This window comes from Dellaglioa sp. CoH-56-MRSF-13 (assembly GCF_056782095.1).
Window position 1 is genome coordinate 1 of record NZ_JBXAYC010000006.1, and the last position, 15,812, is coordinate 15,812.

At 31.3% G+C, this 15,812-nt stretch carries 20 protein-coding genes; 2 read left to right on the top strand and 18 right to left on the bottom strand.

Annotated elements, in window-relative coordinates; translation table 11 throughout:
* Positions 1-138 precede the first annotated feature (138 nt).
* Complete coding sequence (locus tag AC1RP1_RS06370; RefSeq protein ID WP_481761807.1) at positions 139-546, bottom strand: CvfD/Ygs/GSP13 family RNA-binding post-transcriptional regulator; 408 nt, start codon at positions 544-546, stop codon at positions 139-141.
* Between the two features lie 57 nt (positions 547-603).
* A complete protein-coding gene (locus AC1RP1_RS06375) occupies positions 604-1,188 on the bottom strand; it encodes a peptidylprolyl isomerase (protein ID WP_481761808.1) in 585 nt (194 codons plus the stop codon).
* A 129-nt stretch (positions 1,189-1,317) separates the two neighbouring features.
* Here AC1RP1_RS06375 and AC1RP1_RS06380 point away from each other — a divergent pair, with 129 nt between their 5' ends.
* Positions 1,318-2,310 (top strand): NAD(P)/FAD-dependent oxidoreductase, encoded by a 993-nt coding sequence (locus AC1RP1_RS06380; protein WP_481761809.1) that lies wholly within the window; start codon positions 1,318-1,320, stop codon positions 2,308-2,310.
* Between the two features lie 39 nt (positions 2,311-2,349).
* Complete coding sequence (locus AC1RP1_RS06385) at positions 2,350-2,988, top strand: VTT domain-containing protein (RefSeq protein WP_481761861.1); 639 nt, start codon at positions 2,350-2,352, stop codon at positions 2,986-2,988.
* A 78-nt stretch (positions 2,989-3,066) separates the two neighbouring features.
* On the opposite strand, the gene AC1RP1_RS06390 is transcribed toward AC1RP1_RS06385, so the two are convergent.
* The 16 genes from AC1RP1_RS06390 to ccpA all read right to left on the bottom strand — a co-directional run bounded on the left by AC1RP1_RS06390 (position 3,067) and on the right by ccpA (position 15,712).
* On the bottom strand, positions 3,067-3,699 hold the full coding sequence (locus AC1RP1_RS06390) for a TIGR01906 family membrane protein (protein WP_481762413.1): 633 nt from the start codon (positions 3,697-3,699) through the stop codon (positions 3,067-3,069).
* Positions 3,683-4,468 carry a TIGR01457 family HAD-type hydrolase gene (locus AC1RP1_RS06395; RefSeq protein WP_481761811.1) on the bottom strand — a complete coding sequence of 262 codons (786 nt, stop codon included), beginning with the start codon at positions 4,466-4,468 and terminating at the stop codon, positions 3,683-3,685. Before AC1RP1_RS06395 ends, AC1RP1_RS06390 begins: the two co-directional genes overlap by 17 nt.
* 22 nt (positions 4,469-4,490) lie before the next feature.
* Positions 4,491-5,105, bottom strand: a complete 615-nt coding sequence (locus tag AC1RP1_RS06400) for a YutD family protein (protein ID WP_481761812.1) — start codon at positions 5,103-5,105, stop codon at positions 4,491-4,493.
* A 37-nt stretch (positions 5,106-5,142) separates the two neighbouring features.
* On the bottom strand, positions 5,143-6,516 hold the full coding sequence (locus AC1RP1_RS06405) for a bifunctional metallophosphatase/5'-nucleotidase (protein ID WP_481761813.1): 1,374 nt from the start codon (positions 6,514-6,516) through the stop codon (positions 5,143-5,145).
* A gap of 345 nt (positions 6,517-6,861) precedes the next feature.
* Positions 6,862-8,235 carry an amino acid permease gene (locus AC1RP1_RS06410; protein ID WP_481761814.1) on the bottom strand — a complete coding sequence of 458 codons (1,374 nt, stop codon included), beginning with the start codon at positions 8,233-8,235 and terminating at the stop codon, positions 6,862-6,864.
* Between the two features lie 116 nt (positions 8,236-8,351).
* A complete protein-coding gene (locus AC1RP1_RS06415; RefSeq protein WP_481761815.1) occupies positions 8,352-9,368 on the bottom strand; it encodes a class I SAM-dependent methyltransferase in 1,017 nt (338 codons plus the stop codon).
* Between the two features lie 78 nt (positions 9,369-9,446).
* Entirely contained in the window at positions 9,447-9,743 is a 297-nt protein-coding gene (locus AC1RP1_RS06420) for a hypothetical protein (protein WP_481761816.1), read from the bottom strand.
* Between the two features lies 1 nt (position 9,744).
* On the bottom strand, positions 9,745-10,101 hold the full coding sequence (locus AC1RP1_RS06425) for a ComGF family competence protein (RefSeq protein WP_481762652.1): 357 nt from the start codon (positions 10,099-10,101) through the stop codon (positions 9,745-9,747).
* A gap of 62 nt (positions 10,102-10,163) precedes the next feature.
* A complete protein-coding gene (locus AC1RP1_RS06430; RefSeq protein WP_481761818.1) occupies positions 10,164-10,442 on the bottom strand; it encodes a hypothetical protein in 279 nt (92 codons plus the stop codon).
* Positions 10,443-10,452: 10 nt separating this feature from the next.
* A complete protein-coding gene (locus AC1RP1_RS06435; RefSeq protein WP_409022757.1) occupies positions 10,453-10,887 on the bottom strand; it encodes a prepilin-type N-terminal cleavage/methylation domain-containing protein in 435 nt (144 codons plus the stop codon).
* Positions 10,865-11,179 carry a competence type IV pilus major pilin ComGC gene (gene comGC, locus AC1RP1_RS06440; RefSeq protein ID WP_409022758.1) on the bottom strand — a complete coding sequence of 105 codons (315 nt, stop codon included), beginning with the start codon at positions 11,177-11,179 and terminating at the stop codon, positions 10,865-10,867. Before comGC ends, AC1RP1_RS06435 begins: the two co-directional genes overlap by 23 nt.
* On the bottom strand, positions 11,176-12,201 hold the full coding sequence (gene comGB / locus AC1RP1_RS06445) for a competence type IV pilus assembly protein ComGB (protein ID WP_481762653.1): 1,026 nt from the start codon (positions 12,199-12,201) through the stop codon (positions 11,176-11,178). The genes comGC and comGB overlap by 4 nt, the downstream gene beginning before the upstream one ends.
* On the bottom strand, positions 12,176-13,156 hold the full coding sequence (comGA, locus tag AC1RP1_RS06450) for a competence type IV pilus ATPase ComGA (RefSeq protein ID WP_481761820.1): 981 nt from the start codon (positions 13,154-13,156) through the stop codon (positions 12,176-12,178). Before comGA ends, comGB begins: the two co-directional genes overlap by 26 nt.
* Positions 13,157-13,290: 134 nt before the next feature.
* Positions 13,291-14,025, bottom strand: a complete 735-nt coding sequence (locus tag AC1RP1_RS06455; RefSeq protein WP_481761821.1) for a YebC/PmpR family DNA-binding transcriptional regulator — start codon at positions 14,023-14,025, stop codon at positions 13,291-13,293.
* A gap of 108 nt (positions 14,026-14,133) precedes the next feature.
* Positions 14,134-14,637: a VanZ family protein gene (locus tag AC1RP1_RS06460; protein WP_481761822.1), complete on the bottom strand. Its 504-nt coding sequence runs from the start codon at positions 14,635-14,637 to the stop codon at positions 14,134-14,136.
* A gap of 73 nt (positions 14,638-14,710) precedes the next feature.
* Positions 14,711-15,712 (bottom strand): catabolite control protein A, encoded by a 1,002-nt coding sequence (gene ccpA / locus AC1RP1_RS06465; RefSeq protein WP_409022763.1) that lies wholly within the window; start codon positions 15,710-15,712, stop codon positions 14,711-14,713.
* Positions 15,713-15,812: the final 100 nt, after the last annotated feature.

Consider the following 15,812-nt stretch of genomic DNA (forward strand, 5'->3'; position numbering starts at 1 on the left):
TGTCAAGAATTTTTTTGAATAAATATTCATTTCTTCTTGCCGTATCAATCAGCTTTATTAATATACCATCTGGTATATCTCATGTCAACACTTTATTTGCGATATTCATTATCGCCTCAATAGCACTTATTAAATATATCAGCTTTCTTTTTCTTGGTCAAGTCTATTTCTGTGAATATCTCTTAATTGTTGGCTTATCCAAAAATCCATTTTATCATCTATTGCTTTAAACCCTGTATCTATAGACCTATTTGTCCAATAATATTTATGTTTTATTTTAATACCTGTACTTTTAAGATTACTATTTTGTTTAGTAAAATTTCTAATTGAAAAACTCATTTTACTGTTATATTCATCAATATCAATAATCCTAACCGTAATTTTTTCATTTATTTTTAAATAATTCAATATGTTATCCACATAACCGTTATGGCATTCCGAAATATGGATTAAGCCTTGAACTCCATCCGCAATTGTTACAAAAGCACCATATGATTGAATACCTGTTATAGTTCCTACAATAATTTGTCCAATTCTATATTTCATTTATACTCCTCAATCTTTCGGTAAAAACGGCCAAAATAAAAAGGACTTTCATCCTCTTTATTTTGTTACTATCATATCTTCAATTACAATTGGTTCAACTGGTTTATCTTGCATAGCTGTTTTTGCACCCGCAATTTTATCAACAATGTCCATTCCACTAACAACTTGTCCAAATACTGTATGATGAAAATCTAACCAAGGAGTTCCACCTTTTTTATATTCTACGACTACCTCTTCAGGATAATTTGCATCCTTTAATTGTCCAATCATCTGTTCAGGAACATTCGAATTTTGGACAATAAAAAATTGACTACCATTTGTTGATGGTCCAGAATTAGCCATCGATAAAGCACCTCTTAAGTTAAAAAGTTCAGAAGAAAATTCATCTGCAAACGATTTACCCCAAATACTTTCACCACCCATTCCAGATCCTGTTGGATCACCAGATTGAACCATAAAATCAGAAATCACTCGATGAAAAATAACGTCTTTGTAGTATCCATTTTCTGAAAGTCCAATGAAATTTTCTACCGTCTTAGGTGCTTGTTCTGGAAATAATTGAATCGTTATATCACCGTAATTCGTAATCATTTTAACTTTTGGTCCAACTACATGTTCTAAGTCTAATTGTGGGTATGTCATAACTATGTTCCTCCTATTCAAACTTTATTGATTCCATTGTACCCAATTTCACTCTATTTTACTATTACTTTATATTTTTTATGCGTTATACTATTATAATGCTATTAAATGGAATGCTAGGAGACTGTTATGACAACAAATGAAATATTTGATATTACTATCATTGGTGCCGGACCCATCGGACTATTTACTTCAACTTATGCGCACATGCGCCAAGCTAAAACTCAAGTTATTGAAAGTCTTCCCGACATTGGTGGACAAGTTGGTACATTATATCCAACGAAAAAAATATATGATATAGCTGGATTCACTGGCATATCAGGTGAACATCTAATTAAGGAACTTTCAAGGCAAGCTCACCAATTTGACTTTGACGTTAAATTAAATGAGACCGTCTTAAATTTCGAAAAAGAGAATGATATTTTTAGGATTCAAACTTCTAAACGGGTTACATATAGTAGAACAATTATTATTACGGCTGGAATTGGTTCTTTTCAGCCACGTAAATTAAATATTGCTAATTCAGCAACATTCGAGAATGAATCATTATTTTACAATATTAGTGACCTTTCTAAATTTTCTCATAAACAAATTGCTATTGCTGGCGGTGGTGATTCTGCTATCGATTGGGCAAATGAGCTATCGAACATTACAAAACAAATTCATATGATTCACCGTCGAGATAACTTTAGAGCTCTAGAGTACAATGTCACAAAACTCAAAAAAACTGATACTATATTTGAAACTCCCTTTTCGATACAATCACTTTCTAAAAAGAATGGTCGCCTTGAAATTTTGCTAAAACATTCTAAAAATAATCTTAATAAAACGATAATTGTTGATAATTTACTTGTGAATTATGGCTACTTATCCGATAATAAAATTATTAATGCTTGGGGTATAAATATGGATAAGAAACTAATCTCGGTAAATTCTGAAATGGCAACTTCCATTCCCGGTGTTTTTGCCGCAGGAGATATTGTTTCATACCCTGGTAAAATAGCACTAATTGCTTCAGGATTTGGTGAAGCACCGACTGCCGTAACTAGTGCCCTAAATTTTATAAACCCAAATATTAATCGAACTATTCATAGTACGCAACTAATGAATCCACATTATTAAAAAAATAGAACTTAAGGGGTATTTAATATTATGTCTGTCATAAACTTTTTTATAGATTTTGTTTTACATATAGACACACACTTGATTAGTATTGTGAACAACTTTGGAAATTGGACCTATCTTATCTTATTTTTTATTATCTTCATAGAAACTGGAGCGGTTATTTTACCTTTCCTACCTGGTGATTCACTTTTATTTGCAGCTAGTGCTCTAGCAGCAAATTCAATTTATCATTTGAATATTTGGATATTTGTAATCCTCTTTCTTGCTGCAGCGTACATGGGAGACTCACTAAATTTCTTTATTGGAAAAAAAGTAGGGAACTCAATTTCAGATCATTCATTATTTAATAAAATGATTAGCAAAGATAGTCTCGATAAAACAGAACAATTTTTCAATAAACATGGTGGACCCGCAATTATTTTAGCAAGATTCATGCCTATTATTCGTACGCTTGCTCCCTTCATCGTTGGTGGTAGCGGATTTAAGTACTCTCGCTTCTTACGCTTTAGTCTAATTGGCGGATTTGCATGGGTCACCATTTGTTGTTCTGCTGGATTTTTCTTTGGAAACATTGCAATCGTACAGGAACATTTTTCTTTAGTCGTATTGGGAATCATACTAATTTCCTTAATTCCAGCTGTATTTAGTGGTATTAAGTCAAAATTAAGTAAATAACTAGCTATTAATATCCCACCCTTTCTATCTTAATCTAATAAAAAAACGAGACGCCATTTTCACTGGTGTCTCGTTTTTTTAATTACTACGTTTAATTTCTCTCTTACCAAAGTAAATACCAACTAAAAAGAACATCTCAATTAGACAAAAGACCATTAGAAAACAAATCATAAAAAAATTTTCTGGTAATGCCAAAATGATTGGATCTAGTTTAGGATTAAATATCCAATCATTATTTCTAAACACGAGCTCATGAAATAGTATAAAATAATGATCAAAATTAAAGAAAAGTAAAAATACACTAAGAAAAGGAACAGTAATAGCCATCTGAAAAGGTCTTACCAATTTCCATAATTCCTTTTGTTTTGTTAATTGACCAATAAATATTATTGCAATAAATCCTAAAATTAAAAAACAACCATAATTAAACTGCACCAATTGTTTAACATCATGATAATGTTGCATCCCATTATATGATGAAGGCAATATCATTTTTACTTTATTTACCCAAGGATAGTTAAAATAGTCTAATAAATTATTATAATCAGACATTAATTCTGATTGGTTTAACCCAACAATTTTATTCAAATGTGATTGCTTGATAAAAATTTTATAAACAAACGTACTATTAATTACCAATATAATAGAAAAAGAGACAATCGCTAGATATAAACTTAGCCACTGTCCCATTTTTTTAACGCGCTCTATCATTATCAAAGTCCCAATCATCAAGTGAATCCAATTGAATAGTTGGTTGAACTTTTTTAGATGCCACTAAGTTTTTTGTTGAAACGCCCGTATAGACTAACATTGTATCAACCCCAAAGTTAATTCCGGCTTTAATATCTGTCATGTAGTTATCTCCAACCATCACAACTTCACTTTTCTTCAAGCCAAGTCTTGATAGGGCTTTTTCCATGATGATAGTTTCAGGTTTACCAATATAAGTAGCTTCTTGTTGTGTTGTACATTCAACCATCCTTACCAGCGATCCAGCACCAGGAAGTAGTCCACGTTCATTCGGAATATTAGTATCAGCATTTGTTCCAATAAATTTAGCACCACGTTTGATTGCTAAAGTTGCCATTTCAAATTTATGATACGTAACATCGGAATCTAACCCAACAACAACATAATCAGGCGTCGTTTCCTCAATAATAAATTTTTTATCCATAATTGCTTTCTTTAATCCGTTTTCACCAATAATATAAACACTTCTTTTATCAGGGTTTAACGCATCTAGATAATCTGCAGTTGCAAGTGCCGCCGTATAGACTTCTTTCTCAGTTACATGTATATCAAAATTATTTGCTAAATTATTGACAACATCAGCTGGTATTTTAGTCGTATTATTAGTCACAAATAAAAATGCAATATTTCTTGCTTGTAGAGACTCGATAAATCGTTTTGCTGCCGCAATTTTTTCTTTTCCTCGATAGATTGTACCATCTAAATCAATCATATAACCTTTATATGCCATTATTATCACCTTGCCTATTTAATTATGCTTTATCTTTTTGCCTAATTACAAATTCGTGTTTCTTTGTTCGTTTTGTTGCCGTTTTTAAATTATTTTTTTGTGGTTTTACTGGTTTAGACTTGTTTAATGGTACTTTAGTTTTTTTATTTTTTATTTGATATTTTTTTTCAGTTGTGTGCGCCCTTACTACAGGTTTTCTTTTCTTACCAACTGGTTTAACTGTTTTTTTACGTTCTTTAGGATTAGAAATTGGTTCAGGTTTTTGAATTTCCAAATTGTGCAACACAAAATAAGAACATCCAAAATTACAATATTCATATAAATAATCTTCAAGAGTATCGATACATTGTGACCGATATGCCTTTTTATTCTCGGTTTTATAAAAACCTCTTAATCGAAGTTGATCATATCCCCAGTCTCCAACAATATAATCATATTTCGTTAAAATTTGGCTAAATCGTTCCGTTAATTTTTCAATTTCAAAACCATCTCTATAATTGGAAACAAGATCATATGGACGGTTATCGATTAGTACTCGGGTTTCACTCTGTCGAACAACATCACTAGCATAAGCTTTAATTTTTTCTGCTTTTATTGCAAGTTGCTGTTCTCTCTTTTCTTTCTGTGCTTGATTCAAATCTCAAACCTCCTTTTACAACTTTAGTCATACTTCATTATACAGAAAATTCTAGTTTTAAATAGTCCCCAACGTAATCTCTTAAAAATTTCTTGCCATTTATCGAAATTTCTCCGGTTATTTCTATGGTTGGAAAAAACGGTATATACATAAAATGATCAACTGTTGCAATAGTATAATATGCATCCAAGTCAATTTTTTCGTTATGATATATAAGGTCCCCATTTTCTTGTTCTACCAGTCCATCAATCACTACTTCACCAAATAATTGGCCTCTAAAACCCATCCCTTTAATTGGGAATTTCTTAAGAAATGAACTATTCTTTTTAATTTCTTGTACTAATCGCCATAGATTATAACCAGTTAATTTAGCAGTAATAACCCGCATTGGGTGTGGCAGTGTTTGATGCAGGTCATTTTTTGTTACAAATCCTTTTTGTAAATTTTTCAAAAATAATCCACCATTTAACATTGCAATATCCGTTTTTGTACCCGCTTCGATGGCTTTCAATGATGTCTGCATTAATGCTGAATTTTTAGTCCATGATGCTTCTAAATCTTCAGGCAATTTTGCAACAACTTCAGATGTTAAAATTTTTTCTCCGCGTAATCTATATTCTGCTATTTCGTCTTGGTCACTTATAACTTCTGCTAAACTTTCTGTTTCAATTACTTTAGCAACTTCTTTTCTAATTTTATGATTTTCAAGTTCAATCGCTACTTCGCCCACGTACATCCCCCACTTACCAGCTGCGGCCAATAATGATTCATTAACTTTTTCACCGGATTTCAATAAATGATGTGTGTGGCTTCCTAATACAATATCTATCTGAGGATACTTTGCAGCTACTTTTCTATCTACAGGTAAACCTAAATGTGATAACAAAATAATAACATCTACTTTACCTGCTATTTTTTTTAAAAGTGAAGGTAAAACGGTATCAATTTGATTAGATTCCCAACCATTCATCTCATACGTCATTGGAAATGGTGCTGTCAAGGCAATTATTCCAATTTTAGTTCCAGCTGCAGTTTCCATTATTTTATATTCTTTGGCCCATGCAGGACGATTATTAACTTCTCCATCTACCACGTTATCAAGGATAATGTCGAATTTTGCATTATCATATAAATGTTGTAATTGGCTTCGCGAATTACCAATACCTTCATTGTTACCAATTGTCGCTGCATCATATGCTACAGTATTCATTAATTCAATATTGGCTTTGCCATTTGTAGCTTCCGACAACGGGTGCACACGATCAATTGCATCTCCAATATCAAAAGTTAAAACAGTTTGATTTTGTTTTTCAAGCTTTATTTTTTCAGATTGTAAAAATCGCCTAATTTTAGGCCAATTTTCTAAATGTGAATGAATATCATTTGTATGTAAAATCGTTATTTTTTCCATTAGTTTATATCCACCTTATTTTGATTATTTACTGACTTTCTTTTCACTAACTATATTATTATGGTTGTCCTAAAGTTCTTTTCTAACCATCAAATTCCTAATAGGTGGGTTCAACATTATTAGTTATACTATATCCTATATTATACTGCTTACCGTGTCCAAGTGAATTTATATGACCCTTTACAAAAAATAGCATGCAGAAAATAGTATTGCTCGCGCTGAAATTAACTATTAAATTGTAATGTTTTTAGAAGCAAAATCAAACAATATTTTCAACAATTACTTTTAATTTGTGCCCTAAGTATACAAAAAAAGACCCTCACACGTGGTCTTTTCAGCAAAAATTTAATTTTCCATCTTCATTTGAACACTTTTAATAACATAGAGTACAATTAACCAACCAATTGAAGCAATCAGCGCAATTAATGTATCAGGTTTTAAGCATAGCACAATACCTACAAAAGTTAGAAATAATAGAATTAAATAATTTGTAACAGGAAAGAAAGGCATTTTAAATACTAGCATTGATTCTGTTTTTTCTAGTTTTATTTTTCGTCTATACTTCAAATGTGCAATTACAATTGCTCCCCAAATGAACAAGAAACAAGTCGTTGCAATACTTGAAATAAATGTAAATACCGATTCAGCCATAAACATATTCAGTACGACTGAAATTGCAATCACAAGAGTCGAAAATTGTAATGCAAATGCAGGTACTTGATTATGTGATAACTTACTAATTTTTTTAGAAAATTTATTTTTTTTATTATAATTAAGCGAGAACAACATTCTACCTGTACTAAATAAAGACCCATTACAAGCTGAGGCTGCAGCTGTAATTACAACAATATTAATAATGCTGGCTGCTGATTTTATCCCTATATTTTCAAATACTTGAACAAATGGACTTTGTGATTCCGAAATCATATTCCAAGGATAAATCGCCATAATTGCCAATAATGATCCTACATAAAACAAAATAATTCTTAAGGGTATTTCATTAATTGCTTCTGGGATAACCTTTGTTGGGTTTTCAGTTTCTGCAGCTGTTAATCCTACCATTTCAATACCGACAAAACTAAACAGTACCATTTGAAATGACAAAATAAATCCTTTAATTCCTTGGGGGAAAAATCCACCGTGACTTACTAAATTCGTCAAACTGGCATGCCCAGCTGAAGTTTTAAAGTTTACCACTACCATATACACGCCAATACATATCAACACAATAATGGCAATAATTTTAATGAGTGCAAACCAAAATTCTGTTTCACCGAATAATCCCACTGTAACTAAATTTATTCCTAAAAGAATAAGGAGCATAACCATACCAGGAATCCATTGCGGCAAGTTAGGAAACCAAAATTTCATATATAACCCGACTGCGGTAATTTCTGTCATTGCAATTGTTACCCAACAGACCCAATATGTCCATCCAGCAACAAATCCAACCTTTTCACCTAGATATTCATAAATAAAATCAATAAATGAATGTGCATTCACATTCGATAACAGTAATTCACCTAACGAACGCATTAAAAGAAAACATGCAATTCCGGTAATAATATATGCCAATAAAATAGATGGCCCAGCCAAATGAATAGATTGACCTGCTCCCAAGAATAAACCAGTCCCAATTGTTCCACCAATTGCAATTAATTGAACATGTCGACTTTTTAATCCTCTAACATGCTGATCTTCTGAACTTTTTTCTGCCATTAATATCAAACTCCCTCTATAGTAATTAAGTAGATTATACATGACACATGTTAATTTCTAAAGAAATTATTCTTTTTATAATTAAATAAAAAAAGCGACTCAAAATATGAGTCACTTTACTTATTATTAAAGTTGGCCTTTATCCACTTATCTAACGTTTTAACAAAGCTCTGAAATAGTTCTTCACCCTTTAGTGATGGGAAATCACCTAATAGTACTTCATCAACTTGTTTACTACCTTCGCCATGTTTCTGTAAAATCAAAATAGATTTACGTGAATTAGCTGAACTAAATAATTCCACAGGTAAATTGAGCATACCTTGAAGATATGCATTTGATTGAATGTAAACGAGTAATTTTTTTGCTTCCTCTGTTTCAAATAAACCAGTAGGAACAAGGTATATGCCAAAACCGCCATCATTTAAGTATTTGATTGATTGTTCTATTAATAAATGATGTACATATGAATGACCTTCAGTTGCATGTGTAGCAAAATGGGTAACTCTTTCATCTAGAGGGTAATAACCAATTGGTAAATCAGCAATAACAACATCAGATTTTTTTACAATTAGGTCATCAACCGCATCTTGGTGAAATAATTCTAAATTTAAGTGTTGTAATTGTCCACTTAACCCTGCAATTGATAACATTGTATCATCATTATCAATCCCGTATGCTTTTGAAATCTCAAACTTATCAGCAGCCATTTGATTCAAAATCGTCGTCAGTAAGTTCCCTGATCCCACTGTAATGTCCAATAAACTAAACGATTTTTTTGTACTTATTAATTTTTCTAATACAAATGCAACTAAAAATCCAATTGTATCTGGTGTTATTTGATGATTAGGTTGAATACTTTCTTGTCTTGTTGCCTTCAATAAAACTAACTGTACAACTTTACGTACATCTTCTGACGATAAGGCATTCAAATTCATTTTTTTATAAATCTGATTCAAAATTTTTACATCTTGCTCACTTGGTAATCCATCTTCTACGTGTACAGATTTATTATCTAACAAATTATTGCTAGTCTCAATAAATGCGTCCAAATAAGTGATTTCTAAACTTTTTTGTAAAATATCAATTGTTTCATTAATCTGATTAAAGTTCATTTCTATTTCTTCTAATGACATAAAATCACTCCTTGAATTTATTTGCTCGTTTCAGTTTAACGATTTTTAATTCTCAATTCAAGTTAAGTTTCTTTTTTATCATTTTTCTGAAAAAGAATATCGATTACCATTCTTCAAAATAACCTGATAGGCTCCTTTTTGATATTCAACAACACCATAATTATAAGTATATTTTTCTTTTAGATTTTTTGCTTTTTGATTTAAAATAGTCATGTTTTTCATAGTTTCTGCTTGATTATATTGGCATATTTTCTGATAACTAGTGAATTTTGCTTGGAAATATATCAGTTGTCCCAATAACAAACCAATTAATAACATTAAACAAAATATGGCTGATACAACTAAATGTCCGTTTAATAATTTGATTTTTCGCATCTTAATCCTTTTTTTCCATAGGTATTACCAATTTTAAAGTCTTATTTTGGTGTTCTTGTTTGATTTTTAAAAATAGAATTGGTTCATCGTATGCCACCGAAAATGATTTCACATGATATAAAATTGGTATATGACCTCCTGAAAATCCAATAAACTGTATCATTTCATTATGCTGACTAAGATAGTAGCGAGCTCCTGTCTTATTATTTTTTAATGAAATTGTATATTGACCAACATCTATTATCTTCAAATCTAAGTGATCTGACTCCAATAATCCGATACATTGCTGTAACGAAAAATCTCTATCTCCGCTAATTTCTTGGTGTTCATTTGTACATAAGTGCCAACATGTTGTCATTAGACTAAGAGAGATGATAAATATACCTAATGCAATAATAGTTTCTAACAAAGAAAAACTTTTCATTGCAATTTAATACTTGTTAAATCATTTTCAGACTTAATTCGAATTTCAGACATAGTAGCACATTGTAATTCGCCATCAACTATTTTTGATAATTTACTTGTCGGATGAATGACTAATAATTTACTGATTTCTTTCAGATTTCTTGTAGTTGTTGTTTTATGATTCCAATAATCTTCTTGTTTCTGTAATGTGTGATTGGTCTGTACATATAATCCAAAACCTGATGCGACAATAGTTAAAGTCATAATAGCGTCAGCTAACACAATTCCTGACATTTTACGCACGTTATTCGACATCCTTTCTAATAAATTGACCCCACCCAATTTGAAATACTATTTTTTGATTTCTATTTGGTAATGTGGATTTAAAATTAACTGTTTTACCAGTGATTTGCCCACTTTTATTTATTTTTATCGTTACTCTATTTTTAACTGTCACAGTCTTCGGATAGTCTAATTTAATTTTACTATTGCCATTAATAATGGTCATTTTATCATCATTAAAATTAATACTATTAGGCATCCGATTCATCGGTGCCTCTACCACTGCACTTTGCCAAAGTTGTTCAAAATTTTGCCAAAATTGTTTTTCTTTAGATATCGCAAGTACTTGATCCATTGGCCCCATTAGCAATAGACCACAAATACTAGTAATTGCCAACGAAATAAGCATTTCAAATAAACTAAATGCTTTAAATTTAGTTTTCTGTTTTAACAACATTATTCGAGATAATAATATGATTATCTTTTGCTTCCTTTTCTTGCTTTTCAGTTAAATATTTTTCCGAAACTAAATCAGCAAAATTTATCGATTTATTATGCGTTTCATTTTCATACAAATCAACCTGCGTTTGGACGACGCTAACTAACGCTTCATCATTAACCCGTTTAGCACCTGCTCTTTGATGTCCAATGTTAGGTAATATAATCAACATTAGAAGTGAGATAATAAATAAGACACATAGCATTTCAACAAGCGTAAATGCTTTTAATTTTTTTCTATTTTTTTTCATTGAATTTCCTCCATAGTTTGATACATAGGTAATAATATTGTTAAATACAACCCAACAATACAGGCCGCTACAATTATGAATGCAACTGGCTGTACATAAATCATGATTCTTTCGACAGATGACTCAAATTTACGATAAGTTAATTCCGAATACATTAATAATTCTTGGCTCATCACATCTAACGTATTACCTTTTGCGAGAAATGTCGTTATCTCATTAGGAAATAAAGGACTTTTATCGATCATTTGTTTTGTACTCCCACCATTTTCAAAATGATTCGTTAACTGTTTACCTAACTGATATAGTAAAGATTTTTGATCAAATTGATTTAAATAATCACATATTTTATTCAAATTTAAACCACTTGCTAAAAGCAGACCCAAATTAAATGTTAAATAATAATGACAATAATCCCGATAAATTTTACCTACTATGGGGACCTGACAATACCAAACATGCCTGTTCATCGTACTTTGTTTTGAAACACGAATGATAATTTTTATGATATATCCGATAAATAGACTAATTACGACAGAGATAATACTCTTCATTAAAATCATTTTAAAGTTAGAATTTGATGACGCACCTAACTGACTATAATTTATTTCAGGCAAAATAAATTGTTGGATTCCGATATATAAGACAACCAGTAATCCCATCAGAATCATTGGGTATTGCATGAGTTGCTTTAACTGTTTCTTTTGTTTTACTCTAACCGTCATCAATTTTCCGAGTTGTTTAATACTTTTATTTAATCCGCCATATTTTTCAGAAATCGTAATTTGATAATACGAACTTTTTGAAATATACGGCTTGATACCTGTTGAGAAGGGTTCACCACTTCTTAACTTGGATTCAATTTTTTGAATATCTATTTTCCCAACTGGAAATAATTTAGTCGCCGTTGTTAAAGATTGCCTGAGCGAAAATCCCGAATCTAATAAGTCTGCCAAGACTTCGAAAAATTCACTTTGTTTTTGAATTGACCATTTTCTTCTATTTAAAATTATTTGCTGTTTCAATTGTAATAATATTTTTCTTAATACATTGATCAAGGTTATCATGCCACCTTTCTAAAGCTATTTTTTGATTAAATGTTCCTTCAAGAACAGACTCTAACTTTTGACCTGTTAATATATCAAATAGTACACCGCTTCCACCTTTCGTTGTTTCAATTAATCGCTGATAACTTACTGCCTGTAGCGTTCTATTGAGATCATCTCGACTAACGCCAAGATTTTCAAGTCGTTTAATTGTTCCTACTGCATTTCTTGCATGTACGGTACTTAAAATTAAATGACCACTCATTGCAGCTTTAATTGCAGCATTGGCAGTGACTTCATCCCTGATTTCACCGATAATAAAAATATCAGGATGGTGCCTCAATCCAACTTTTAATAATTCCGCATATGTCATGTTTGCTTTATCATTAACCTGTAATTGAATAAAATTAGGATTTTGAATTTCAACTGGATCCTCAATAGTTAATATTGTTCTTTGATTCTGAATCATTTCAGCCAGTTGGTACATTGTCGTTGTCTTACCTGAACCCATTGGACCTGAGAATAAAATTAGCCCACTGGACCCACATGCATTTATCAACTGCTGAAATTGATTTGGTAAAAGTTGAAGTAACGGTACATCGGTATTCGAATAAATAAATCGTATAACAATCGATTCTCTACCTAAAAAATCGCCAACACTCGAAATTCGGCAATTTACCTTTTTATGTTCTATCTGCCATTGAAAAGTCCCAAACTGCGGCCGCCTAGTTTCGCTCAGAATCATATTTGCCTTAAATTTAAGAAAATTATTCATTTGTATCATCTTTTTTTCTGAATATACATTAAGGCTATGATAGTTATTCAACGTTCGATACTTAACTAAGCATCCCTTGGCACTTGGAATTATATACATATCACTTGCTCTGTTTTTAACACATATTTTAATCATTTCTTGTATTTCTGTTTCAATCATCTCAATATCCCTCCTTTCCATATATTTAAGTACGCAAAAAAAGCCAAAACATTTAATTTTGGCTTTTCATATTTTTATATTTAATTAATTTCTAACTTTTTAAGATGACTTATCTCTTTATTATAGAGAGTATCTTAATCTTCGTCTGCAATATCACCAGCATGGAACACTTCTGAAACATCATCATTTTCTTCCAATGCATCAATCATATGATGGAATTGTTCAATTTTATCTTCCGGTACTGGTACTAGATTTTGAGGAATCATTACTAATTCAAATGTATCTAATTTGTATCCCTTTGCTTCTAATGAAGCACGTACATCTGGTAAATCTTTTGAATCTGTATAGATTTCAAATAATTCTTCTGATGTTTTCAAATCCTCAGCACCAGCATCAATAACATCTTCAAACATAGCATCTTCATCAGTATCTAATTCTTCACGAGAAATAACGATGTAACCTTTACGATCAAACATGTAATTAACTGAACCTGTTTCTCCTAAATTTCCACCATTACGTGTAAATGCAATACGAACTTCTGAAGCAGTCCGATTACGATTATCCGTCAAGGTATGAACTAAGATGGCAACGCCACCAGGTGCATAGCCTTCATATGTAATTTCTTCATAATCTGCACCTTCTGAACCAGACGCTTTATCAATAGCACGTTTAATATTATCTTTTGGCATATTTGCAGCTTTAGCTTTATCAAGCATCAAACGTAATGAGGGGTTCGAATCGGGATCAGGACCACCACTTTTTGCAGCCATGTAAATTTCTCTCGATAATTTTTGGAAAATTTTACCACGTTTAGCATCTTGTGCATTTTTACGACCTTGGATGTTATTCCATTTTGAATGTCCTGACATAATTCCCTACCTCTTTCCGAAATGTTTCTGAATTTTTACTTTTAACCGTTTATTATGATATCAAAATAATAGCTTAATATCAACCTTCTTCACGAGAATAGGACTGAACTAGTTTTCTTTAGCTTTTTTGTGCCGATAGTACATTAAAATTAATATCGTCAAAATTACACCTGTTGTTGCACCAATTGTATCAAGTAAAACATCTTGGATTAAGGGCGTTCTGCCACCTGTAAAACTTTGGTGAATTTCATCAAGTCCTGCATATAGCGCTGCACAAGCAACTGCAATAAGCCCACTGTAACGCCAATACTTAATTTTATTTTTCACTCCCAAGAATATGAAGCTAGCCATAAAGAAATATGTCATAAAATGAGCAGTTTTACGGATGAAAAACTCAACTAATTTAAAATAACCAACATGGTTAAAACTTTCATCTGCTCCAGCATAACTAAATGAAATATGTGACAACATACTTTCAAATGGTTTACCAGCTAAATACTTTTCTAAAAAAGGAATAGATGTCTGCTGCTTGTACGTTTCCGAAGAACTAATAAACAGAATTACAATAATTAATAAGGCTAAAACAAAGTAAATATTATTTTTATTTTTCATAAAATTTCCCATCCAAGTATAATAAAAACTTGATTTTCCAAATATAATTTAGAAAACCAAGTTTTTTATTATATTATTTTGTTGAAGAACGCTTAATTAAGCCATATGGTAATTGGATTGTTTTTTCACTAACTTCTTCTTTATCCATTAATTTTGTTAATAATCTCATAGATACAGCCCCTAAATCGTATAAAGGTTGTGTTATTGAAGATAATTTGGGTCTAACAATCTCAGTCAATTTTGAATCATTACTTGTAATAATTTCAAAATCTTCGGGTACACTCAAACCAGCATCTCGAGCACCATTCAAAACACCAACAGCTAATTCATCATCACCAACAAAAGCAGCAGTTGCATGACTTGAAGAAATTGCTGGCCATAAGGTTTCGCCAGCTCGATATGAATAATCTGTTTCAAAAATTAAGTCTTGATCAAATTTTATTCCGGCTTTTTCAAGAGCTAATTTATAGCCTTTTAGTCGGTATTCGCCATTAATGGGTTCATCCATTGAACCTGAAACAAATGCAATACGTTTATTGCCATTATTAATTAGATCCGTTACTGATTCCATTACAGCTGCAATATAATCAATATTAACACTACCTAATTCTCCAGTAGGATCAACTGAACCTGAAAGGACAACTGGTGTACGACTTCTCTTAAGTTCAGCACGTAATTCATCAGTAATTTGATTTCCCATAAAAATAATACCATCAACTTGTTTAGCTAATAATGTATTTAATACTTGCACTTCTTTTTGACCATTTTGATCAGAGTTAGCTAAAATAATATTATATTTATACATTGTTGCAACATCATCAATTCCACGAGCTAATGATGAAAAGTAAATATTAGTTACATCGGGAATAATAACCCCAACTGTTGTCGTTTTCTTACTTGCCAATCCTCTAGCAACAGCATTAGGTCTGTAATCAAGTCGATCAATAACTTCCAAAACTTTTTTTCTTGTTGCAGGTTTAACGTTAGGGTTACCGTTAACCACACGTGAAACAGTTGCCATTGAAACAGCTGCTTCTCTTGCTACGTCATAAATTGTAATTGTTTGTTTATCCATTAGTATTATTTCCTCTCATTACTTAAATATCAAGTTTTCATTCCGTTTTCAAGCACTAGAATAATTTAGCAAATTTTTAAGACAATTGCAAGCGTTTTTA